20 protein-coding genes are annotated in these 22,585 nt (G+C 68.0%); 7 read left to right on the forward strand and 13 right to left on the reverse strand.

Annotated features, from left to right (window positions below):
* Positions 1–145 precede the first annotated feature (145 nt).
* A complete protein-coding gene (locus ACL9RL_RS09790) occupies positions 146–463 on the reverse strand; it encodes a PTS sugar transporter subunit IIB (protein ID WP_422780053.1) in 318 nt (105 codons plus the stop codon).
* Between the two features lie 193 nt (positions 464–656).
* On the opposite strand from ACL9RL_RS09790, the gene ACL9RL_RS09795 reads away from it, so the two are divergent.
* Positions 657–2,579: a BglG family transcription antiterminator gene (locus tag ACL9RL_RS09795; RefSeq protein ID WP_422780054.1), complete on the forward strand. Its 1,923-nt coding sequence runs from the start codon at positions 657–659 to the stop codon at positions 2,577–2,579.
* A 317-nt stretch (positions 2,580–2,896) separates the two neighbouring features.
* Here the strand turns inward: ACL9RL_RS09795 and nagB are convergent, their stop codons facing one another.
* From nagB to ACL9RL_RS09825, 6 genes are all read right to left on the reverse strand, one after another.
* Positions 2,897–3,676 carry a glucosamine-6-phosphate deaminase gene (gene nagB / locus ACL9RL_RS09800; protein ID WP_422780055.1) on the reverse strand — a complete coding sequence of 260 codons (780 nt, stop codon included), beginning with the start codon at positions 3,674–3,676 and terminating at the stop codon, positions 2,897–2,899.
* A complete protein-coding gene (locus ACL9RL_RS09805) occupies positions 3,669–4,580 on the reverse strand; it encodes an ROK family protein (RefSeq protein WP_422780056.1) in 912 nt (303 codons plus the stop codon). The genes nagB and ACL9RL_RS09805 overlap by 8 nt, the downstream gene beginning before the upstream one ends.
* Positions 4,581–4,629: 49 nt before the next feature.
* Positions 4,630–5,550 (reverse strand): carbohydrate ABC transporter permease, encoded by a 921-nt coding sequence (locus ACL9RL_RS09810; RefSeq protein ID WP_422780057.1) that lies wholly within the window; start codon positions 5,548–5,550, stop codon positions 4,630–4,632.
* Complete coding sequence (locus ACL9RL_RS09815) at positions 5,547–6,506, reverse strand: carbohydrate ABC transporter permease (RefSeq protein ID WP_422780058.1); 960 nt, start codon at positions 6,504–6,506, stop codon at positions 5,547–5,549. Before ACL9RL_RS09815 ends, ACL9RL_RS09810 begins: the two co-directional genes overlap by 4 nt.
* A gap of 97 nt (positions 6,507–6,603) precedes the next feature.
* The gene (locus tag ACL9RL_RS09820) at positions 6,604–7,953 is read right to left on the reverse strand and encodes an extracellular solute-binding protein (protein WP_422780059.1); all 1,350 of its coding nucleotides are present in this window, start codon (positions 7,951–7,953) and stop codon (positions 6,604–6,606) included.
* 69 nt (positions 7,954–8,022) lie between these two features.
* On the reverse strand, positions 8,023–9,276 hold the full coding sequence (locus ACL9RL_RS09825; protein ID WP_422780060.1) for an ROK family transcriptional regulator: 1,254 nt from the start codon (positions 9,274–9,276) through the stop codon (positions 8,023–8,025).
* Between the two features lie 229 nt (positions 9,277–9,505).
* Between ACL9RL_RS09825 and ACL9RL_RS09830 the strand changes: the two genes are divergently transcribed.
* Positions 9,506–9,931, forward strand: a complete 426-nt coding sequence (locus tag ACL9RL_RS09830; protein WP_422780061.1) for a hypothetical protein — start codon at positions 9,506–9,508, stop codon at positions 9,929–9,931.
* A 71-nt stretch (positions 9,932–10,002) separates the two neighbouring features.
* Here ACL9RL_RS09830 and ACL9RL_RS09835 read toward each other — a convergent pair whose 3' ends face one another.
* Both ACL9RL_RS09835 and ACL9RL_RS09840 read right to left on the reverse strand, forming a co-directional pair.
* The gene (locus ACL9RL_RS09835; protein ID WP_422780062.1) at positions 10,003–13,092 is read right to left on the reverse strand and encodes an alpha-mannosidase; all 3,090 of its coding nucleotides are present in this window, start codon (positions 13,090–13,092) and stop codon (positions 10,003–10,005) included.
* 230 nt (positions 13,093–13,322) lie between these two features.
* Positions 13,323–14,594 carry an ROK family transcriptional regulator gene (locus tag ACL9RL_RS09840; protein WP_422780063.1) on the reverse strand — a complete coding sequence of 424 codons (1,272 nt, stop codon included), beginning with the start codon at positions 14,592–14,594 and terminating at the stop codon, positions 13,323–13,325.
* Between the two features lie 101 nt (positions 14,595–14,695).
* Here ACL9RL_RS09840 and ACL9RL_RS09845 point away from each other — a divergent pair, with 101 nt between their 5' ends.
* Positions 14,696–15,298: a hypothetical protein gene (locus ACL9RL_RS09845; protein ID WP_422780064.1), complete on the forward strand. Its 603-nt coding sequence runs from the start codon at positions 14,696–14,698 to the stop codon at positions 15,296–15,298.
* The gene (locus ACL9RL_RS09850; protein WP_422780065.1) at positions 15,295–15,918 is read left to right on the forward strand and encodes a dihydrofolate reductase family protein; all 624 of its coding nucleotides are present in this window, start codon (positions 15,295–15,297) and stop codon (positions 15,916–15,918) included. Before ACL9RL_RS09845 ends, ACL9RL_RS09850 begins: the two co-directional genes overlap by 4 nt.
* A gap of 33 nt (positions 15,919–15,951) precedes the next feature.
* Here ACL9RL_RS09850 and ACL9RL_RS09855 read toward each other — a convergent pair whose 3' ends face one another.
* Positions 15,952–16,482 (reverse strand): winged helix-turn-helix transcriptional regulator, encoded by a 531-nt coding sequence (locus ACL9RL_RS09855; RefSeq protein ID WP_422780066.1) that lies wholly within the window; start codon positions 16,480–16,482, stop codon positions 15,952–15,954.
* A 180-nt stretch (positions 16,483–16,662) separates the two neighbouring features.
* On the opposite strand from ACL9RL_RS09855, the gene ACL9RL_RS09860 reads away from it, so the two are divergent.
* On the forward strand, positions 16,663–17,478 hold the full coding sequence (locus ACL9RL_RS09860; RefSeq protein ID WP_422780067.1) for an SDR family oxidoreductase: 816 nt from the start codon (positions 16,663–16,665) through the stop codon (positions 17,476–17,478).
* A gap of 238 nt (positions 17,479–17,716) precedes the next feature.
* Here ACL9RL_RS09860 and ACL9RL_RS09865 read toward each other — a convergent pair whose 3' ends face one another.
* Entirely contained in the window at positions 17,717–18,934 is a 1,218-nt protein-coding gene (locus ACL9RL_RS09865; protein WP_422780068.1) for an NADP-dependent isocitrate dehydrogenase, read from the reverse strand.
* Between the two features lie 303 nt (positions 18,935–19,237).
* Between ACL9RL_RS09865 and ACL9RL_RS09870 the strand changes: the two genes are divergently transcribed.
* Entirely contained in the window at positions 19,238–19,693 is a 456-nt protein-coding gene (locus ACL9RL_RS09870) for a GNAT family N-acetyltransferase (RefSeq protein WP_422780069.1), read from the forward strand.
* Positions 19,694–19,714: 21 nt separating this feature from the next.
* A complete protein-coding gene (locus ACL9RL_RS09875; protein ID WP_422780070.1) occupies positions 19,715–20,041 on the forward strand; it encodes an MGMT family protein in 327 nt (108 codons plus the stop codon).
* Between the two features lie 28 nt (positions 20,042–20,069).
* Here ACL9RL_RS09875 and ACL9RL_RS09880 read toward each other — a convergent pair whose 3' ends face one another.
* Positions 20,070–21,836: a sensor histidine kinase gene (locus ACL9RL_RS09880; protein ID WP_422780071.1), complete on the reverse strand. Its 1,767-nt coding sequence runs from the start codon at positions 21,834–21,836 to the stop codon at positions 20,070–20,072.
* Complete coding sequence (locus tag ACL9RL_RS09885) at positions 21,829–22,506, reverse strand: LuxR C-terminal-related transcriptional regulator (protein ID WP_422780072.1); 678 nt, start codon at positions 22,504–22,506, stop codon at positions 21,829–21,831. Before ACL9RL_RS09885 ends, ACL9RL_RS09880 begins: the two co-directional genes overlap by 8 nt.
* Positions 22,507–22,585 lie beyond the last annotated feature (79 nt).

Consider the following 22,585-nt stretch of genomic DNA (forward strand, 5'->3'; position numbering starts at 1 on the left):
CTGTGTGTGGATCGTGCCGGACGTGGTGCCCTTCGACAAGCTCAGGGACCGGTGGACCGGGTGTTTCAGTGCCGGTCGCTGAGCTTGTCGACGTGTCGACGCGCGCAGGATCGGACGGTTGGGGGTTTGGGGGTTTTGGGGGGATTCAGGGATGGTGTTCCGGCGCAGCAGCACCGAGGGCGAGGTCCAGGGCGCGTCCGCCGCCGTCCGGCGCGAACACGTCGTCCGGGAGCTGGACCGCGACCACACCGTGGTCGTTCGTCAGCTGGCGGATCTCATCGAACCGATCAGCGAGATGCGGTCCGAGGAGGACCACGTCGACTCCGTCCAACCCATCGCTGAGCTGAGACAGCGCACCGGCACTCACCGACGCGTCGATGCCCCGGTCCGCCGCGGCCGTCCGCACTCGGAGAGCCACGAACGTACTCGACGCACCAGCGCCACACATGATCAGGATCTTCATCGACCCGCCTCCAGAACTGCCGAACCTCGTTCCGTCATCGTGCACCCGCATCGCGCCGGACCGCCACCACATCGTCTTCCGCCCATGCGGAAAGGTTCTCGAATAGGCGACACCTGCCCGCGAGAGGTGGTTGACTCGTTGAGGAGGACTGCGACAGGTCACCGTCGACGATCGAGTCCGACCAGGAGTGGAAGTGGCACGCGAGAAACACGAGCGGATGCTCGGCCATCTGGCCAAGCGGGGTTCATGGACGACGGCCACGGAGCTGGCCGACGTGCTCGGCGTCACCCCGCGCAGCGTTCGCAGCTACGTCACGGCCGTCAACACGCGCTCGGCGCCGCACGACGTGGTCGAGTCCGGCCCGTCCGGTTACCGGCTGAACGGCGACGGCTACGCCGTGTACCGGCAGCGCGCAGCCTCCGCCCACGAGTCGGAGACGCCGAAGGATCGGCTCTACGGACTGGTGCGTCTGCTCATCGCCTCCCCGCAGGGCATCGACGTCTTCGAAACCGCACGCAGCCTGCACGTGAGCGAATCGACGGTCGAGGGCGACCTCACCCGTGTCCGATCGATGCTCGCCGAAACGGCGCTCACGCTCGAACGGGCCGGCAGCACGGTCACGATGACGGGCGGTGAGACCGAACGACGCAAGCTCCTCAGCAAGATGTTCCGGGACGAGACCGACCGCGGCCTCGTCGAGCTCGAAGCGCTGCAACGGGCGTTCGCCCCGGCCGAGTTCGGCCCGTTCAAGGGCGACCTCATCAACGCGCTCACGGCACGCGGGTACTACGTCAACGAGTACGGCATCGCGAACGTGCTGTTGCACATCGCGATCGCCATCGACCGGGTCGCGAAGGATCGGCCGGCCGAGCCGGTCGAGCACACGCCACAGTCCCCAGAGGTGGATGCGGTCGCGGTGGACCTGTCGCGGCTCGTGTCGGAGCACTACGGGGTGCAGCTCGGCGACGCCGACCTGACCTACCTGTCCTACCTCCTCGTGACGCGGGTGATCACCCCGGGCAGCGGCGCACCGGCCGAGCGGGTCGTCGACGACTACGTCAATGCCGGCGACCTCGCCGCCGTCCGTGAAGCCGTCCGCCGCGCGAGCGAGGAATACCTCGTCGACCTGTCCAACGAGGACTTCATCATCCGGTTGACCCTGCACGTGCAGAACCTCATCCGTCGCGCCCACGACCAGTCGTACTCCCGGAACCCGCTCACGAGATCGATCAAGACCTCCTATCCGATGATCTACGAACTGGCAGTGTTCATCGCGAGCCAGCTGCAACGCCACGGCGCCATCGTCATCAACGACGACGAGATCGCCTACATCGCGATGCACGTCGGCGCCCAGCTCGAACAGAACGCCCGTAAGGACACCCTGCTGGGAGCGACGATCGTCTCCCCCGGCTACTACGACATGCACGAGGTGCTGCGCAGCCGCGTCGGCAGCCTCCTCGGCGACGTCCTCGACGTACACGAGGTCGTCACGCGCTCCGACGTCGATTGGGCGGCGATCACCACCGACCTCGTCCTCACGACGATCGAACCGCCAACCCCGTCCGACGGCATCGTGCTCATCCAACCGTTCCTCACCGCCGGTGACGTCGAACGCGTCCGCACCGCCGTGAGCCGTGTGCGGCGGGCGAGCAGGCTCAACAGCATCAAGGACGAACTGCTGCAGTACTTCCACCCGGAGCTGTTCGTCCGCAACGCCTACGCGAAGGACGAGGAGTCGATGATCCGGCTGCTCGGTGAGCGGATGCTCGCACGCGGCGTCATCGACGAGGGCTACCTGACGGGCGCCATCGAACGGGAGCGGATGTCGTCGACGGCGTTCACGGACGCCCTCGCCGTCCCGCACGCGATGGCGATGAGTGCGAACTCGACGGCCATCGCGATCGCGGTCAACGAGACGCCGATGGACTGGGGCGGCGCCAGGGTCAGCGTCGTGGCGCTCGTCGCGTTCAGCGAGAGCGGGCGGGCGGCCTTCCAGACAGTGTTCGACCAGTTCGTCGAAGTCTTCTCCGAGCGCGCGAGCGTCGCGCGCATCATCCGTCGCTCCGATGACTTCGCGAGCTTCATCGACGAGCTCGTGCACGTCATCGACGACTGAGGTGCTGTCTGGTGCACTTCGACAGGCTCAGTGACCGGGCCCGAGGTGCTGCCTGGTGCACTTCGACAGGCTCAGTGACCGGGCCCGAGGTGCTGCCTGGTGCACTTCGACAGGCTCAGTGACCGGGGATTGGTCTCTGTCTGGTGCACTTCGACAAGCTCAGTGACCGGGACTGAGGTACTGCCTGGTGCACTTCGACAAGCTCAGTGACCGGGGCTGGGGCTGGGGCGAGCTCGAGGGGGTGGCGCAGGACGAGGACAGGCCCAGAGTCCGGACGTCCGGTCCCTGAGCCTGTCGAAGGGTGAATGCAGCGACCGCTAGATGCCCTGCCAGGCAGGCTTGTTCGCGTACGTGTAGCGGTAGTAGTCGGCGTGCTGCAGCTTGGACGCCGCAGCCTCGTCGATCACGACCGTCGTGTGGGCGTGCAGCTGGACAGCTGAGCCAGGGACGTTGGCCGCGAGCGGGCCTTCGAGCGCGGCGGCGATCGCATCGGCCTTGCCCGCACCGAACGCGAGCAGCACGAGGTGCTCGGCGCGCAGGATCGTTCCGAGGCCCTGCGTGATGCAGTGCTTGGGGACGTCGTCGACCGAATCGAAGAACCGTGCGTTGTCCTGACGGGTCTGCTCGGTCAGCGTCTTCACCCGTGTGAGCGACGCGAAGGACGAACCCGGCTCGTTGAAGCCGATGTGGCCGTCGGTTCCGATGCCGAGGATCTGGAGGTCGACGCCGCCGGCGGCACGGATGGCCGTCTCGTAATCGATTCCGGCGTGCTCGATCGTCTCAGCGGCGCCGTTCGGCGTGTGGATCTGCGACGGCACCAGGCCGAGCGGCTCCACGACCTCGCGCGTGATGACCGCGCGGTAGGACTCCGGGTGCCCCTCAGGCAGGCCGACGTACTCGTCGAGCGCGAAGCCCTGCACCTGGGACAGGTCGAGCCCTGCCGTCTTCCGTGCGAGCGCCTCGTAGACCGACAGCGGGGTGGATCCCGTTGCGAGCCCGAGCACCGCGGCGGGGTTCTTCGAGATGAGCGAAATGATCGCGTCCGCAACGAGATCTCCCGCAGCAGCAGCATCCTGGACGATTACGACTTCAGCCATACGACAACTCTCCTATACCAACGAGCGCAGCACCAATCGCCGCGACCGGGGATCCGGGCGGCACGAGTTCGACCCGGTCCTCGAGGTGCAGAGATGCGAGGAACGGGGAGTCTGCTGCGGCCTCGACGAGGGCGTCGCGGATGACGGTGTGGAGTCGTTCGCCGAGCCCGCTGAGTCCACCGCCGATGACGACCTGATCGACGTCGACGGTGAGCGCGAGGATGCGGAGCGCCGCGGCGGTGCCGTGACCGAGCCTGGTTCTGAGCGCGATCGCCCGTTCGTCTCCGCGGTCCGCCGCATCGAAGAGCTCGAGGACGGGGTACTCGTGCGAGCCGCCCCACTCCCGCGCGAGCGCACCGCCGGATGCGAGGGTCTCGACGCACCCGCGTTGCCCGCACGCGCATCTGGCGCCCTCCGGGTCGACGGAGATGTGTCCGATCTCGCCCGCGATGCCGGCGGAACCCCGCCACAGCCGACCGCCGACCACAACACCGGCTGCAAGCCCCGTTCCGAGATTGAGGTAGGCGAGTGAACCCGTCGCACCGAGGAGGTGGCTCGCACCGAGCGCGGCAGCCTTGACGTCGTTCTCGACCCGGACGACGACGCCGACGCGTTCGGCGAGGATCCCGCCGAGGTCGAGGTCGTCGACGTCGAGGTTGACCGCGTGCGCGACGCGTCCGGTGCCGTTCGCGACCATGCCGGGGATGCCGATGCCGACCGATTCGAACCCGTCGCGGGGCATCCCTGCGAGGTCGGCGAGCCGTCCGATGGCGTCGAGCGCCGTCGCGACGACCGCTTCAGGTCCCATGCCGGTCGTCTGTCTGACGCGGTGCACGATCCGTCCCTCTGCGTCGATCACGACGGCATCGGTCTTGGTGCCGCCGATGTCGAGACCGACCCTCATGTCGGCATGCCTGATCGTCTGCGCCCTGCGGCGCGGATGGAGACGAGCATCAGCCCTTGACCGCCCCGCTCACCAGTCCGCTCGTCAGGCGACCCTGCACGATGAGGAAGAACACGATGACCGGGATGGCCACGAGCGAGGATGCGGCCATGACCTGTCCCCAGTCGATGGCGCGCGTTGTGCTCTGCTGGACGAATCCTCGCAGCCACAACGGCAGCGTCTGGGTGGACTGGTCCATCAACACGAGCGCGACCGTGAACTCGTTCCAGCATTGCAGGAACGCGTACACGCCGGAGGCGACGAGGCCGGGGGCCAGCAGCGGGAACGTGATCCGCATAAACGCCTGCGTCCGGCTCAGGCCGTCCATCATGGCCGCCTCTTCGAGCTCGGCAGGGATGCCGGCGACGAACCCGCGCAGCATCCAGACGGTGAACGGCACGACGAACGCGATGTACAGCAGGCTGAGGCCGACGATGCTCCCCTTGAGGCCGAGCGTCGACATCATCTTGTACTGCGCGATGAAGAGCCCTTCCGCCGGGAGCATCTGCACCACGAGCACGGCGAGCACAAACGTCGTCCGACCCTTGAAGCGGAAGCGGCTGATCGCGATGGCCGCGAGGAACGCGAACACCAGGCACAGGACGACCGCGGACAGGGTCACGGCCGTGCTGATGCCGAGCGCCGTGAAGAAGGTCCCGTCGGCGATGGCCGCGGTGAAGTTGCCGAGCGAGGCTTCGACGGGGAAGAAGGTCGGGGTGAAGGATTCGAGGTAGCTCTTCGGCAGCAGCGCCGAGTTGATCATCCAGTAGACGGGGAAGACCCAGATGACGCCGATGACGACGGCGAGGACGCCGAGGAGGGTCTTGCCGAGCTTGCGCTTCGTCCGCCCGGACCTGCGTGCGTTCCGTCTGGCCGGTGCAGTCTGGATCGTTTCGGCCGGTACACCGGCTTCGATGAGGGTGGCGGTCATGACTGCTTGTCCTCCTTGAGGAGACTGCGGATGTAGAACCAGCTGAGCGCGATCGTCAGCGCGAGGACGAAGAGCGCCATCGCGGAACCCTGCCCGAAGTCGAGTCCTGCGACGCCGGACTTGTAGATGTAGGTGCCGAGGAGGTCGAAGTCGGACCCCTTCGACCCGGCGTCCTGGAGCAGTGTGATCTGTGTGAACACCCGCAGATCCCAGATGAGCTGCAGGAGGAGCACGATGGAGACGACCGGGCGGATGGTCGGGAAGATGATGTTCGTGAACCGCTTCCAGCCGCTCGCGCCGTCGAGGGCCGCTGCTTCGAGGACCTCTTCCGAGACCTGGGTGAGGGCTGCGTAGGCGGAGAACGCGACGAACGGCACGGACATCCAGATCACGATGACGCTCGCGACGATGAAGAAGGTGCTCGGTGTCCCGATCCAGTCGAACCGGTTCATGTTGACGCCGGGGATCATGTCGAGCAGGTAGTTGATGGCGCCGCGGCGGCGGTCGAAGAGCCAGATCCACACGGTCGTCGCTGCGACGACGGGCATGGCCCAGGCGAGGAGCAGACCGATCTGCAGGGTCAGTCTGGCCGCTTTGCCGATGACCGTCATGAGCAGGGCGAAGAGCATGCCGATGGCGAGGGTGATGAAGGCGGTCGCGATGCAGAACACGAGCGAGCGGACGACGACGCCCCAGAATTCCGGGTTGGTCGCGACGGCGATGTAGTTGTCGAAGCCGACGAACGGTGCGGCCTGGCCGCCCAGCTGCTGCAGGGCGCCGTACTTCTGGAACGACGTGACGATCTGCCAGATGACCGGGTAGCCGAGTCCGAAGAGCAGGATGGCGATGGCCGGGATGAGCAGCATGTACGGCGCGAAGCGCTTGCGACGACGGTTCTGGTCCGCGGTGCGGTTGATGGTGGCGCGCGGCGTGCGCTGAAGCGTCGACGTGGTCACGTGCGTCCTCCGTTCAGGTCAGTGGTGGGGGTTTGCGGGGGTGAAACCCGGTCGCCGCGTGTGACGCGGCGACCGGGTCGGATCATTTCAGCTTCGATCAGCCGTTGATGATCTTGTTGATCTTGTCGTCGTACTCCTTGGCGAGCGCCTTGATGTCGCCGCCGCCTGCGACCTTCCCGAAGAACTCCTCCAGGTAGGACTTGCCCTCGACCGCTGCCCAGCCGGGAGCGGCGGGGGTCAGCTTGGAGTTGAGCGCCGAGTCGACGAGCGCCTTCGCGAACTGGTCGTCGCCGAGCGAGGACACGAAGTCCGTGTTCGCCGGGCCGAGGCCGTTCTTGCCGAGCATCTCCTGGTACGTGTCGGAGAAGATGATGCGGAGGAGTTCCTTCGCACCGGCCTGCTTCGTGCTCGTCTTGGAGATGGCGATGTTCGAGCCACCAGCGAACACCGGAGCCGGCTTGCCGTCGTTGCCCGGGAGCGGGAAGACGCCGAAGGTGTCGTCGTTCCAGGTGCGGACCTCGACGGGGGCGCCGTTGGCGTCCTCGACGACGTTGCCCGCGTCGTCCTTCTTGTCGCCGGTGAAGTCACCGATCGACCAGTGCGCCCAACCCGGAGCGATGATCGTCGCGGCCTCGGCGGGAGCGCCGTTGCGGTCGTTGTTGATGTTGACCCAGGGCGTGCTGTCCTTCTCGGTCACGGGAGCGTTCGAGGAGTCCTTGAAGACCTGCGCGAACTGTTCGAGGCCCTTCTGGGTCTTCGCGTCCGAGAGCGAGGACTCCCACTTGTCGCCGTTCTTCGTCGCGAGTTCTCCGCCGTTGGCGAAGACCCACGAGACGCCGTTGCGCCAGTCTTCTCCACCGATGTAGAAACCGGACTGCGTCGGCGTCTTGAGCTTCGCGACGTCGGCGTTGAACTCGTCGAGCGTCTTGGGCTCGGTCAGGCCGGCAGCCGTCCAGATGTCCTTGCGGTAGGTGATGTAGCGCGAACCGAAGTAGTACGGGAGGGCGTACTGCTTGCCGTCGACCTCGCCGACCTCGACGAAGGACTTGAGGAGCTTGTCGCCGCCGAGGTCCTTGTAGATGGGGCTGAGGTCGGTGAAGGAACCGGCGTTGGTGAACGTCGGCGACCAGGTGTTGCCGATCTCGGTGACGTCGGGGGTGTTCTTCGCGTCGGGGAGCTGGTTGGTGAGCTTCGTGAGCGCGTCGCCCCAGGTCTGCTCCTCGATCTTCAAGGTGCCGCCCGTGGCCTTCTTGTACTCGGAGACGAGGTAGTCGCGGAGTTCCTGCGGGGTGTCGCCGCCCATGACCCAGAACGTGATGTCCTGGTCCTTGGCGCCTGCCGCGTCGAAGCCGCTGGCTTCACCGCCGCCTGCGCCGCCTGAGGAACAGCCGGCGAGCGCGATGGCTGATGCGGTGACGAGCGCGAGGATACCGAGCTTTCTCTTCATCGTGTGCTTCCTTTTCTCTTGGTGCTGTCAGCGCGGCCGGGATAGCCGCACATCGAGGGAGGGTGTCGGCTATGACACCCCGAGTTGTCCTTGGAGGACCATGACGGCCGCGCCGCGCAGAACGATGTCCTGCCCCTGCGTGGTCATGCGGAGGGTCAGATCGCCGTGGAATTCGGCCATTGTCCGTCCCCGCAAAGTCTCGATGGTCGCTGCTGCGAGCGGCCCGTCGAGAAGTTCTGTCGGCCCGCTGAGCACGATCTCGCTCAGGTTGAGCGCACCCACGACGGGTGCGAGGGCGATGCCGAGGCGTTCCCCGGCCGCACGCAGGACCGCATCCCGCGCGCTCTCCTGCTCCGCCTCATCGAGCGACGACGCTTCGATCCTGGCGAGGAGGGCGTCGATGCGCGGGGTCGCGAGCCAGGTTTCCAGGCACGCCGTCTTCCCGCAGGCGCACAGGCTGCCGCCGTCGGTTCCGACGACGACGTGGCCGATCTCACCGGCGGCGAATCGGCCGCCGTAGAGCGGGTTGCCGCCGACGAGGAGGCCGGCGCCGACACCGTGGCCGACGGTGACGAGCATGATGTCGCCGTCGGAGCCGCCGAATCCGTATTCGGCCAGGACGGCGGCGTTCGCGTCGTTCGCGACGACGACCGGGAGGCGGAGCGAGGTCTCGAGGCGCTGCTGCAGGGCGACGCGGTTCCAGCCGAGGTTCGGGGCGGCGAGGACGGTCCCGTCGAGATCGACGATGCCCGGGGATCCGACGCCGACGCCGAGGATGGTCGCGGTCGCGGCGGCGACGATCCTGAGGGCGAGGTCGACGACCTTCGCGATCGCCTCCTCACCGATGCTTCCGGCGAGTGCGATCTCGGCGCGGGCGAGGACGACGCCGTCGAGGTCGAGGACGGCTGCCCGGAACACGGATGCGTCCGCCAGGTCGATGCCGATGATCTGGTGTGCGGATCGGTTGATGTCGATGAGCGTGGCCGGCTTGCCTGGACGGCTGCCCTCCCGCTGCCCCTTCTCCTCGATGATGCCGGTGCCGATGAGCTCAGCGACGAGGTCGGACACGGTGACGCGGGTGAGGCCGGTTTCGCGGGCGATGTCCGCACGGCTCATCTCCCCCGTGCCGTAGAGGGTCTGCAGGACGAGCGCACGGTTGTGGTCGCGGGCGTGCTCCGGGAGGACCTTGGTGCTCGGGCGGAGCGTTCTCCCCTGGGCGAGGATCGGGCGACGCCGCAACGGCTGCGCCGCAGCCTGTGCTCGCAGCGGCTGTGCCTGCTGCGTCACAAGCGGGCTGTTCCGCCGCGTCGTTGATCCGGTCATGTTTGTTAGTAAAGCGTACGAACTAAACCATCGCAAGCGAGAGTCGGCCGATCGACCGCTCGTTTACCCACTCGTTACATTCGCTGCATCCCTGTCATCAGCCGGAAATCCGGCACACCGCCCCGAACGGGGGACGCAACCCCTGGGCTGTCCGACACGCGGCGGTTACCCTGGATGGCGGCCCGCACCTCGCGCGGCCGCACCTTGCACACAGGGGGAACACCACAGTATGAAGAAGAACACAGCAGCCCTGCTCGGCGGATTCGCGATCGTCGGATTGCTCCTGACGGGCTGCACCGGCGGTGGAGCGGCCGGCGGCCAGAGCAAGGCGGACGCCTGCAAGCTCATCAACACCGAACTGACCGACACCACGGCGAAGCTGTCCTCTGCGGTCTCCGGCATCGCAACCGATCCGGCCGCAGCCACGAAGTCCCTCCAGGACTTCGGCACGAGCTTCGCCGCGACCATGGACAAGATCACCAACGACGACATCAAGAAGCCGGCGCTCGCCACCAAGGAGTCGCTCACGAAGGTCGTCGACCTGCTCGTCGCCGCCGCGGCCGATCCGACGAAGGCCGACCAGGGCGCCCTCGGCGACAGCATCACCGCGTTCCAGACCGACGCGACGGACCTGCAGAAGACCTGCAACTCCTAGGCCGCCCGTGAGGCTGTCCGACCGCGCAGCACGAAGTGCGTGCGGTCGGACAGCCCACAGGCGTCAGCGCGTCAGGCGCGCGTCACCCGGAGCGTGATGATCTCGAACGGACGCAGACGGAGCGCGACGGAGCCGTCGGCCGGCAACTCCGGCTGCTCCCCCGTCGTGCGCTCGAGCAGGTCGGTCCTGGCGATGCCCGCGACCGGGAAGTCGAACCGCACCCGCGCATCGGAACGTCCGCCCGACGCCTCGTACAGCCGGACGACGAGGTCGCCTGAACGATCCTCCGCGAGCTTGACGGTCTCGATCACCACGGCAGCGGTGTCGACGGAGACGATCGGCGCGATGGCGGCCCCCGTCATACGACGCAACGGCAGGTTGATCCGGTAGCCCTCGCGCGCGGCATCGAGGACGTCTGCTCCGACGGTGAGCGTCGAACGCAGGACGTGCACCCCCTGGTCCGCCTCGGGATCCGGGAACTGGGGCGCACGCAGCAGCGACTGGCGCACGAGCGTCGTGGTCCCGCCGTCCTCACGCGTGTGCCTCGTTATGTCGTGGCCGTAGGTGGAGTCGTTCGCGACCGCGACGCCGTAGCCCGGCTCCGCGACATGCACCCAACGGTGAGCCGACGTCTCGAATCGGGCGGCATCCCACGAGGTGTTGACGAACGTCGGACGGTTGATGTGCCCGAACTGGATCTCCGATGCCGCGCTCTCCGCCCGCACGTCCACCGGGAACGCGAGCTTCAGGAGCTTCTGACGCTCGTGCCAGTCGACCGTCGTGACGGCGTCGACCGTCGGGCGCCCTGGCTCGAGTGCGATGGACTGCGTGATGGTCGACGCACCGACGTGGTGCACGATGCGCACAGCCGCGCGGCCGCCAGTTGCGGATCCGTCGGATTCGAGTTCCACCGAATCCGCGGCATCGAGCTCGGTGAGGTGACGCTTGTAGTGCGCGTCGATGTCCCACGCGTCCCACTGGTTCGGGGTGTCCCGGAAGATCTGGAGCGCGAACGCCGCCTCACCGGCCGGAACGGTCTCACGATCCGCGACGAGGTCGAGGATGGAGGTCACCCGACCGGCTGCGTCGATCAGCACCCGGACGAGCCCGTTGTCGAGGACCCAGCCGCCCGTCGCAGATGCGGTCGTCGTCGCCGCCTCGCGAACGGCCGGCTCACCTGCGCCGAACGCCGGAATGCCGTCGACCTCGTAGGGCGAGGCGTTGACCGCCAGCTGCGCGGCACCACCGGAAGCGCCATCGGATGCACCATCGGCCGCTCCATCGTTCGTACCAGCGGTCGACGCCCCGAGCGCCGCGAGCGCGGCATCGACCAGTCCGCCGACCTGCTCGGCGACGACCGCGTAGTTCGCCTCCGCCACCTGGTGTACCCAGGCGATCGACGAGCCGGGGAGGATGTCGTGGAACTGTTGCAGGAGCACGGTGTGCCACGACCGTTCGAGGATCTCGTACGGGTAGTCGGCCCCCGTGCGGACGGCCGCCGTCGCCGCCCACAGCTCCGCCTCGCGCAGCAGGTGCTCGCTGCGTCGGTTGCCGCGCTTCGTCCTCGCCTGCGAGGTGTAGGTGCCGCGGTGGAACTCGAGGTACAGCTCCCCCGACCACACCGGCGGGGTCTCGTAGCCAGCCTCAGCCTGCTCGAAGAACGCCCGCGGGGTTGCGAGCTCCACGACCGGCGACCCTTCGAGCGACGCCGTGCGCTTGGCCGCCGCGAGCATCTCACGCGTCGGTCCGCCGCCGCCGTCTCCGAAGCCGAACGGCACGAGCGACACGTTGGACGCGCCCTTCTCGGCGTACTGGCGCTGCGCACGGGCGAGTTCTTCGCCGCTCAGCGTCGAGTTGTAGGTGTCCACCGGCGGGAAGTGCGTGAAGACGCGGGTGCCGTCGATGCCCTCCCAATCGAAGGTGTGGTGCGGGAACCGGTTGGTCTCGTTCCAGGAGATCTTCTGCGTGAGGAAGTACTTCGAACCGGCCGCCTTGACGATCTGCGGCAACGCTCCCGAGTACCCGAACGAGTCCGGCAGCCAGACTTCGAGCGGCTCGACGCCGAACTCCTCCAGGAAGAAGCGCTTGCCCGCGATGAACTGGCGCGCCATCGCCTCTGCGCCTGGCATGTTCGTGTCCGACTCCACCCACATGCCGCCGACCGGCACGAAGCGCCCCTCCGCCACCCGGACCTTGATGCGCTCGAACAGCGCAGGGTAGTGCTCCTTCATCCACGCGAACTGCTGCGCGGACGAGCACGCGAACACGAAGTCAGGGTCGCGGTCCATGAGGTCGAGCACGTTGGAGAACGTCCTGGCGCACTTGCGGATCGTCTCGCGGACGGGCCACAGCCAGGCGGAGTCGATGTGGGCGTGACCGACGGCGATGAGGCGGTGCGCGCTCGCGTAGGCCGGCGATGCGAGCAGCGGTTCGAGGACGGCACGGCCGGCGGCGGCCGAGCCCGCGACATCGGCCGGGTCCATCGCGTCGATCATCCGCTCCAGTCCGCGGAGCAGTTCAGAGCGACGAGGGAGGTCCTGCGGCAGTTCGCGCAGGAGACCGCTCAGCGTCCAGACGTCCTGGATGAGTTCCCACACGGTGGTGTCGAGGAGCGCGACGTCCACCCGGCGGAGGACGTAGATCGGCGCGGTCCCTGCCGTCGCCTGGTCGCCGAGCGGCGTCGGAGCGAAGGTCCAGGTGCCTGCGACGTCCGGGTTGGAGGCGGCTTCGATCCAGACGTCGATCGATCCGCCCGGCCCGACCTCGACCGGGATGTGGTTGTTGAGCGGCTCGAGCGCCTTCACGATGCGTCCGCTCGGGTCGTACACGAGCCCCTCGGCCTGGAAACCGGGCTGGGCGAAGGAGAACCCGAGATCGACGACGATCTCGATCGTCCGCCCATCCGTGCTCCACTCGGCGGGGACCGTGCCCGTCACGTGGAACCAGGTGGTCCCCCACGCTCGACCCCAGGGCGTTCCGACGGCGAAGGGCGCCGAACCCTCCGCAGCAGCGGCCATCGCCTCGGCGAACGGCACCGGCTCCCCCGGCGCCTCCCATGCGGTGATGCTGAGCGGTGCGGTGGCGGCGTAGGTCGCCGGGACGAGTCGTTCGGCCGTGAATCGGGCCAGTCTGGCTTCGATGAGGGCGGATTCCGTGTGCATGGGCTGTTCCTTCAGCTCGGCGGGGACGGTGGATCGGACCGGCCCGGAGCGAGTGCAGCGGCGCGGTTCACGGATAACTCAATCGAATTGACTAACCCGTGTCAAGACGTCGGGGAGAAATCAGTGCACACGTGCAGCGGCCGTTCATCCGTCACGCACGATCCGTCCATACTCGCGACGTCGCTCGGGCCCCGTTCAGCGCATCGCCGGGCCGCCGCTCAAGGCGCCGCTCAGCGTGTCGCAGAGATGAGCAGCGCGGCCGGCCTGGGCGAGAAGGTGTGATCGAGCACGAGGCACGCAGCCCCGATCGCCGTCACGTCGTCGCCGCTCGCGGAGTCGGTCACCACAACAGGATGCGGCTGCACGAGCGCCGGGTGCTTCGCGATGAGCTCCGGCATCTCCGCGAGCACCACCGCCGCGATCGGCGACCAGAACGGCCCGCCGAACACCACGTGGTCGATGTCGAGCAGGTTGACGATCGTCACGAGCGCCCGCGCGATGTGCGACGCGACACCGTGGAGGACCGCCCCCGCCCGCGGATCCCCGCGCGACGCGAGCGCGGCGATGAGCTCCATGCCGAGCAGCACCCGCGCGGCGTCGAGCTCGGAACCGTCGCCGATGACCGCCGCCGCCTCATCCGCGACCTCCGGTCCATCGAACAGCCCTGATGCGATCGCATCGGTCACGAGCGCCTTCGGCTGCACGAGGTTTCCGAGGCACCCGTGGAGGCCGCATTCGCACAGCGGCCCGTCATCGGCCACCATGATGTGTCCAGCGTCTCCGGCGTTGCGGCTCGCGCCCCGCAGCACCTCGTGCTCCAGGGCGAGTCCGATGCCGATGCCGGTGCCGTAGTACAGGAACGCGAAGTTGTCGCGGCTCGGTCCGCTCTGCAACCACAGTTCTGCGACCGCCGCAGCTGTGACGTCCTTCTCCAGGACCACGGGGAGGCCGGTCGCCTCGATGAGCGCATCGCGCAGCGAGACGCGATCCCAGCCGACGAGGAGCGGCGGGGCGATGAGGATGCCACGATCCGCATCGATGGGACCCGGCGCAGCGATGCCGACGCCGAGCACACGCTCGCGATCGATGCCGGCCTCCGCGGTGAGCGCGTCGATCGCGGCCACGACGGTCGCGATCGCGGACACCGGATCGATGGGCGACGGCGTGAGACTGCGCCGGTGGCCGATGACCGCGCCCTCCAGGTCGACGAGGACGTAGGTGATGACGGAGGGGTCGAGGTGGACGCCGATCGCGACCCGAGCACGCGATTCGAGTTGCAGGATCGTGCGCGGCTTCCCCGGCCCAGTGCTGCTCTTGCCGCTCTCGTGGATGATGCCGTCCTCGAGCAGCCGCTTGGTGACGTTGGACACGGTCTGTCCGGACAGGCCCGTCTCACCGGCCAGTTCGACCCGGCTGAGCCCCGATCCGGAACGCCTGATGAGGTCGAGGATCACGGCCTGGTTGTAGCCGCCGAGCGCTGGGAGATTCGTGCCGCGTTGCAAGCGATTTCCCTCCATCCAGGCTCGCCGCCCGGAGCGGATCGGCAGGACCAGTATGCCCCGGTCGGGTTGAGGCAATTCGGCAACGGTGATTTACTAATGACATGGCACGCCCGAGGACCCACACCGACGATGAGCTCCTGGAGCGCATCGAGGCCGCGCTCCAGGACCGGCCGCGGGTCGATTGGACCCTCGCGGAGGTCGCGTCCTCCGCCGGCGTGCACGCTGCGACCCTCGTCAAACGATTCGGCTCCAAGCGCGGGTTGACGGCCGCGATCAGCGAGCGCTGGATCGACGGCATCCCGACCGCGCCGACCACCGGCGACCCCGTACGCGAGCTCCACGCGTGGATCGATGCGGCGGGAAACGGTGCCGCCCGGGCCGGCGGCACAGAGCACCATGCCGCCGAGAACGCGCCGACCGACCGCCTGCGGGCCGCTGCCGACATCGCGATGCTGCTGGACGACCTCCTCGACGACGAACTCGGTGCACTCCTGCAGCAGGGATGGGCGGCGCAGGCGTCGTACGTGCGCTCACTCCTCGCCGCTGCGCGCGCTTCCGGCGCGTTGACCCGCGCACCGGAGGACACCGTCGCGGCGCAGATCCTGCTCGACACCCTCGCCGGAGAACGCCTGCGTCACGCAGCTTCCGCCGAGCACACCCGCACCATCCGCACCACCCGATCCCTCCTGGAGAGTTGGACATGACCGACGACACCCGACCATCGACACCGACCGCCGCCGCGAACGCCGCCGCCGCACCCGCGACGCCCCCGACCCGCGCCTGGACGGGCAGGGTGTTCATCGCAACGAGCGTCGACGGCTACATCGCACGGCTCGACGGCGACATCGACTGGCTGACGGATCCCCCGTCGCACATCGCGCACCCCGCCGCACTGCACAGCGACGGCACACCGGACTACGACGCCTTTCTGGCCGGCATCGACCACATCGTGATGGGCCGCGGGACGTACGAGAAGGTGCTCACCTTCGACGCGTGGCCGTACCCGGAGCACCCGGTGATCGTGTTGAGCTCGACGCTGGATCCATCAACCGATTCCCGGGTCACGGTCGTCGCGACCCTCGACGACGCCATGCGCGCACTCGACGCCGCCGGCGCCGGAGGCGTCTACGTCGACGGGGGACGCGTCGTCCAGACCTTCCTGCGAGCCGGCCTCATCGACGAACTGACCATCACCCGCGCACCGGTCCTGCTCGGTGAAGGCCTCCCCCTCTTCGATTCGATGCCGACTAGCCGACGCCTGTCGCTCATCGGTACCTCCGCCTCCCCCGGAGGCCTCACCCAAGCCACCTACCGCCTCGCCTGACCCCACCCTCAGCCCGCGAGGGGTCGCAAACGGCTAGTCCTGACGCGTCGCACCCGCCGTTTGCGACCCCTCGCGCGGCTCGTAGGCGGCGGTGGGGACGAAGGCGATGTCGTCGAGCGGGTGTTCGGCGCCGGCGGCGTCGACGAAGCCCAGATGGACGGGACGATGCCCACTCGCCGTCTCGCGCGCGATCGTGACACCGGCGGCCGGCGGGATGTGCTCATCGCCCCACTGCTGCATCGCGGCGAGGACGAGCTTGAGGTCTTCGCCGGCAGGCGTCGGCTGATACGCGAACCTGGCCCGCGACCCGGCCTCGCGATACTCCACCTTCCGGAGCAGTCCGGCGTCGACGAGCGAGGTCAGCCGATCCGTGAGGATGTTCGGGGCGATGCGCAGGATGCGCTCGATGTCGGCGAACCGTTCCAGCCGATACAGCAGCACCTCCCGCAGGATGAGGACCGTCCAGCGGTCCCCCATCAGCTGCGCCGTCCGCTCGATGGAGCACAGCGGCTCCGGCTTGGACGGACGCGACTCCCCCGAGTGTGTCCTGCGCGGCGATCCCATGCGTGCGATGCTACGTCACGCCCGGACGACGCGATCCCCGCGCCCTGCTCAGAACGAGGTCCTGGGGGTTGCGCCTCCCGACCGACGACGAGCCTTCCCGAAAATCGGAGGAACCGACGGGAATACGGCCGAGCCGAGCTAACTTGCACTGTACAAGTTAGCCACCGACCCAGGAGCATCATGTCAACCGATTCCTCAGCAGCACCCTCCGCTCAGACCGCGCCGTCAGCATCGGCATCAGCATCGGCATCAACATCGACATCAGCATCGACGCCGCCATCGCAGGACGGCTCCCTCAACGGCGCCGTGGTCCTCATCACCGGAGCCAACGGCGGCCTGGGACGCGAGTTCGTCTCGCAGGCCCTCGCCCGCGGCGCAGTCAAGGTCTATGCCACCGCGCGGAACCCGCAGGACTGGGATGACGCCCGCGTCGTCCCGCTCGCCCTCGACGTCACGAGCGAGGCGGACATCGCATCGGTCGCGGCCGCGGCACAGGACACCACGATCGTCATCAACAACGCCGGCGTCTCACCGAAGGACGACGACGCGCTCACGACCCCGCTCGACGCGGTCCGCCGGCAGTTCGAGGTGAACGTGTACGGGCCGCTCGCGATCAACCGCGCCTTCGCCCCCATCCTCGGCGCGAACGGCGGCGGCGCCTTCATCCAGGTCCACTCGGCGCTCAGCTGGGCGAGCATGCCGGCGCACGGCGCATACGGAGCGACGAAGGCGGCGCTGTGGTCGCTCTCGAACGTGTTGCGCATCCAGCTGGCCGAGCAGGGCACCCGTGTCCTCGGCCTGCACTTCGGATACACGGACACGCCGATGACGAACGGCATCGACTCCCCGAAGAACGATCCGGCCGACATCGTGCGCGCCGCACTCGACGGCCTCGACCAGGGTGCGTTCGAGGTCACGGCCGACGACACGGCCCGCCGGGTCAAGTCCGCGCTCTCCTCACCGCCAGAGGTCCTCTACCCGTTCCTCGTGAAGTAGCGCATCGCATCGATCCCGCTCGTTCGCAATTCAGGACGGCCCCGGCGCGTCGCGACCCGTTTGCCGCGTGTCGCAGTCGACACGCCGCGGACGTCCTGAGTTGTGAACCGCCAACGGCAGCCAGACGCGAACGGTGGGCAGTCACAAACGGTGGGCAGTCACGAACGGTGGACCAACGCGAACGGCGGGCCCGGATCGTGAGATCCGGGCCCGCCGCAGTGTCGGAACGCGAAGGCGATTACGCCTCGATGCGAGCCTTCAGGTTGTCGGAGATCGTCTCCAGGAAGTCCTCCGTGGTCTGGTACGCCTGGTCGGGGCCGACGAGGAGCGCGAGGTCCTTCGTCATGGCGCCGGACTCGACCGTCTTGATGACGACGTCCTCGAGCGTTGCTGCGAAGTCGATGAGCTCCTGGTTGCCGTCGAGGACGCCACGGTGCTGCAGGCCACGGGTCCACGCGAAGATCGACGCGATCGGGTTCGTGGACGTGGGCTTGCCCTGCTGGTGCTGACGGTAGTGACGCGTGACGGTGCCGTGTGCGGCCTCCGCCTCGACGATCTTGCCGTCCGGCGTCGCAAGGACGCTCGTCATGAGGCCGAGCGAACCGAAGCCCTGTGCAACGGTGTCGGACTGGACGTCGCCGTCGTAGTTCTTGCAGGCCCAGACGTAGCCGCCCTCCCACTTCATGGCCGAAGCGACCATGTCGTCGATGAGGCGGTGCTCGTAGGTGATGCCGGCAGCTTCGAACTGCTCCTTGAACTCGGCGTCGAAGATCTCCTGGAAGATGTCCTTGAAGCGGCCGTCGTACGCCTTCAGGATCGTGTTCTTCGTGGAGAGGTACACCGGGTAGTTGCGGTTGAGGCCGTAGTTGAGGCTCGCACGCGCGAAGTCGCGGATCGAGGAGTCCAGGTTGTACTGGACCTGCGCGATGCCGTCGCCTGGCGACTGGAAGACCTCGAACTTCTGCGGCTCCGAGCCGTCGTCCGGGGTGAACTCGACCGTGAGCTTGCCTTCACCCTTGAAGAGGAAGTCGGTTGCGCGGTACTGGTCGCCGAACGCGTGGCGGCCGATGATGATCGGCTTGTTCCAGCCGGGCACCAGGCGCGGGATGTTCGAGATGATGATGGGCTCGCGGAAGATGACGCCGCCGAGGATGTTGCGGATGGTGCCGTTGGGGCTCCGCCACATCTTCTTCAGGCCGAACTCCTCGACGCGTGCCTCATCCGGCGTGATCGTCGCGCACTTGACGCCGACACCGTGCTTCTGGATGGCGTGAGCGGCGTCGATCGTGATCTGGTCGTCGGTCTCGTCGCGCTTCTGGATGCCCAGGTCGTAGTACTCGAGGTTCACATCGAGGTAGGGGTGGATGAGGGAGTCCTTGATGAACTGCCAGATGATGCGAGTCATCTCATCGCCGTCGAGTTCGACGACGGTGCCCTCGACCTTGATCTTCGACACAGATTGTCCTTTCTGATGCCGCGGTTCGAGCGGCCTACTGGAGTGTGCGCACGCGGTGGGATGCTCCGCCTGGCATGGAGAGGGCCGCGTCCGAGATGCTGCAGTGGTGCGGCCGCTCCCTAGCCTACAAGACCCCGCCAAGTCTCTCGACATCAAGACAGTTCTGTCAGGCGATCGTCGGGCGGGCGCCCCCCGGGAGGCGAACCGGCGGCTGGCGGCGCCCGGATCGCCGCACATGAACATGTGCTGTGGGTGGGGCTGGCCCGCTACCAGCGCGAGCAACCGACACGTTACCCTTAGGGCATGGCTGAGTTGCGTTTGGAAGAACTGTCCGCATCCACGATCGTTGCGGTCAACGCTCTGACGCTCAAACCGGGCCAGGAGCAGTTCGTCGCACCGGTGTCCTACTCCGTCGCAGCGGCCGTCATCAACCCGGCCACCGCCTGGCAGCGCGTCGTCCTCGACGGCGATGAAGTCGTCGGGTTCATCAGCGCCAACTTCGACCCGGAGGCGCACCAGGAGGAGTTCCGCTCCGCCCTGTGGCGCATCAACGTCGACGCGGACGACCAGGGTCGCGGCGTCGGCCGTTTCGCCGTCGATTCGCTCACCGATGAGGCGCGCAAGCGCGGCTTCGACCATGTGAACGTCATCTACGAGCCCGGCGAGTCCGGCCCGGAGGCCTTCTTCCTGCGCGTCGGCTTCAAGCCCGTCGGCGAGACCGACTACAGCGAGACCATCGCCCGCATCGAGCTGCCGTAACCGTTCGGGCGCAGCAACGGCATGGGTGACAGCTCCGATCCGTCGATCCGCACCTCCGACGACTTCACCGAGGCGGTACTCGCCGTCGTCGCCGAGATCCCTGAGGGCTGCGCACTGACCTACGGCCAGGTCGCGGCGGTCATCGGCTCACGGTCGGCTCGCGGCGTCGGACGGGTGATGGCGCACTACGGACACAGTGTCGCGTGGTGGCGCGTGGTCAGATCAGGTGGATTCCCACCCCTCGGCCACGAGGAGATCGCTCGCGAACACTACGAAGCGGAGGACACACCGCTCGTGGAGCTGTCCGGCGGTCGCTACCGCCTGGCGAGGACCGCCCTGCCGGAATAGGCGACCTGGCACCCGGAGCAGGCACCGGTCACCGCAACGGCAGATCGACCTCGATGACCGTGCCCTCCCCCATCGGGCTCCGCACGCTCATGATGCCGCCGACCGCGTCGACCCGGTCGGCAAGGCCGCGCAGTCCACTCCCGCCGGTCGGGTCCGCGCCGCCGGCACCATCGTCGGAGACCGTCACGACCAATCGGTCGTCGGCCTCCTCACGGACCACCACCACGCAGGACGAGGCGAGCGAATACTTCGCCACGTTCGCGAGGCACTCCGACACGACGTAGTAGACCGTCGACTCGACGATGGGCTTCGGCCGTTCGCGCACGTCGACGATGACCTTCGTCGGCACCGTGCACCGGCGTCCGAGCTCCGCGAGCGCCGGGGACAGCCCTCCCTCGGAGAGCAGCGCCGGGTGCAGCCCCCTCGCCAGTTCGCGCAGCTCCTTGATCGCGCTCGCGAGCTGGTCGATCGTGACCTCGAGATTGTCGGCGAGCTCGTCCTGCCCGTTGGCCCGCGCCTGATCGCTCGCCATCCGCAACCGCAGGGCGACGGAGAACAGCTGCTGCTGCGAGCCGTCGTGCAGATCGCGTTCCGCCCGGCGCCTCGCCTCGTCGGCCGCGCGCACGATGCGCAGTCGCGAACGGTTCACCTCGCGCAACGACTGCCGCAGCTCGGCGGTCAACCGCTCGTTCTCGATCATGATGCGCAGCGATGCCGAAACGGAGCGCAGGAGGAGCGGGTTGTCGAGCAGAGCTGCATCGTGGTCGATGTAGACGAGCGGGGACTCGGGATCCCCGACGGTGGACAGCGCCCGGCCGCGCGCGTCCGCCGACGACGTGCGCTGCGACCCCGGCCAGACGAGCGCCGCCGTGCGGTCGCCGAGCACCGTCCGCACCGAGCCGTTCCATCGATCGTGACCCGTGGCCGTCGGCGCCTCGCCGGTCTGCACGAGGTCGACGGCGCGCGCCCGGATCGCACGCATCCGCACGAGTCCCGTCGCATAGGCGATCGGCACGAAGGCGACAGACAGGACGTTGACGTTCTCGACGATGAGCCGCGCGGTCGGCGGCCACCCACCCAGCTGGGCGAGACTCCAGAGGATGCCGAAGGCCAACCAGATGAGGAACGCGACCGGCATGATGAACGCGACCTGCCTCGCGGCGCCCGTGCTCCTCGCCCACCGCATGATGACCACAACGGCGACGACGACGGCGAACATCGCCATGATCGCGGCGTGGACCTGCGACAGCACCGCCGCGAGCGCCGGGTTGGAGAACACCGCGTACGAACTCGGTTGCGAGATCGACCCCGGATGCCTCGAGCCGATGAGCAGGTCGACCGTCGCGTACACCGCCAGATACGTGACGGCCGTGGTCACCAGACCCCGATCGAACCCCCGTCGTAACCGCCCGGCCGGGAAGGCGAGGGCAAGCCAGACGAGGGCCGCGCCCGGCAGGAACGAGACCCAGATGAACAGCGGCCACGCCCACCCGGCCTGGATCCCGATCGCCCAGGTGTACGCGGTCTCCGCGACGCAATAGGCGACGATGACCCACCCGGGCATGGGCGCGGGCGACAGCCACCAGATGAACCCGGCGCACACGGCGGCGACGACGTGACCGATGACCCAGGAGATCTCCGTCCCCATGACCCGCCCGGACTCGAACACCGCGAACCCGGCGGACAGCACGATGACCACGATGACCGCACACACGATCGCGAGGCGCAGCAGCCACGGCATGGTCGGTGTGGATCTGGTTCCGCTCCGTCGCCCGGGTGCGGCGAGGCTAGCCATCGCGGTGTTCCAGCCAGCGGATCACCGCGAGCACACGGCGGTGGTCGGCCGGCGAGTCCTCGAGCCCGAGCTTCGCGAGGATGCGGCTGATGTGCGCTTCGACGGTCTTGAGGCTCACGAGCAGTCCGGAGGCGATGCCTGAGTTGGAACGCCCCTCGGCCATCAGGGTGAGGACTTCACGCTCTCGCTCGGTGAGGTCGTCGAGACCGTCGGTCCGCCCTCGGTCGGCGACGAGCAGCGCGACGACCTCCGGGTCGACGACGGATCCGCCTGCCGCGACCGTCTCGACGGCTTGGACGAGTGTTCCAGGGTCGGCGACGCGGTCCTTCAAGAGGTAGCCGGTGCCGTTGCCGGAGCCGAGGGCGCGCACGGCGTAGCTCGGCACCGCGTAGGTGCTGAGCAGGAGCACTCCGCCGTCGAAACCGTTCGCGCGCAGCCGTTCGAGCGCGACGATGCCCTCGTCCGTGTGCGTCGGCGGCATCCTGATGTCGAGGACGACGGCGTCGACGCCGAGCCCGCCCTCGATGAGCGGTACGAGCTCATCGGCGGATCCGACGGACGCCACGACGGTGTGTCCGTTCGCCGCGAGAATCTGTCCGACGCCCTCGCGAAGGAGCACTGCGTCGTCGGCGACGGCGACACGCAACACACTCGAATCCGCAGTGACCATGGGGTCATTGTGGCAGGAAAACGCGACGCGCACGTAGCGCGCCGTCGTCCGCCGCCATCACCGGAGCCGTCTGTCGGAA

Origin of the sequence: Plantibacter sp. Mn2098, from assembly GCF_049319745.1 — a bacterium.
Classification (GTDB): domain Bacteria; phylum Actinomycetota; class Actinomycetes; order Actinomycetales; family Microbacteriaceae; genus Plantibacter.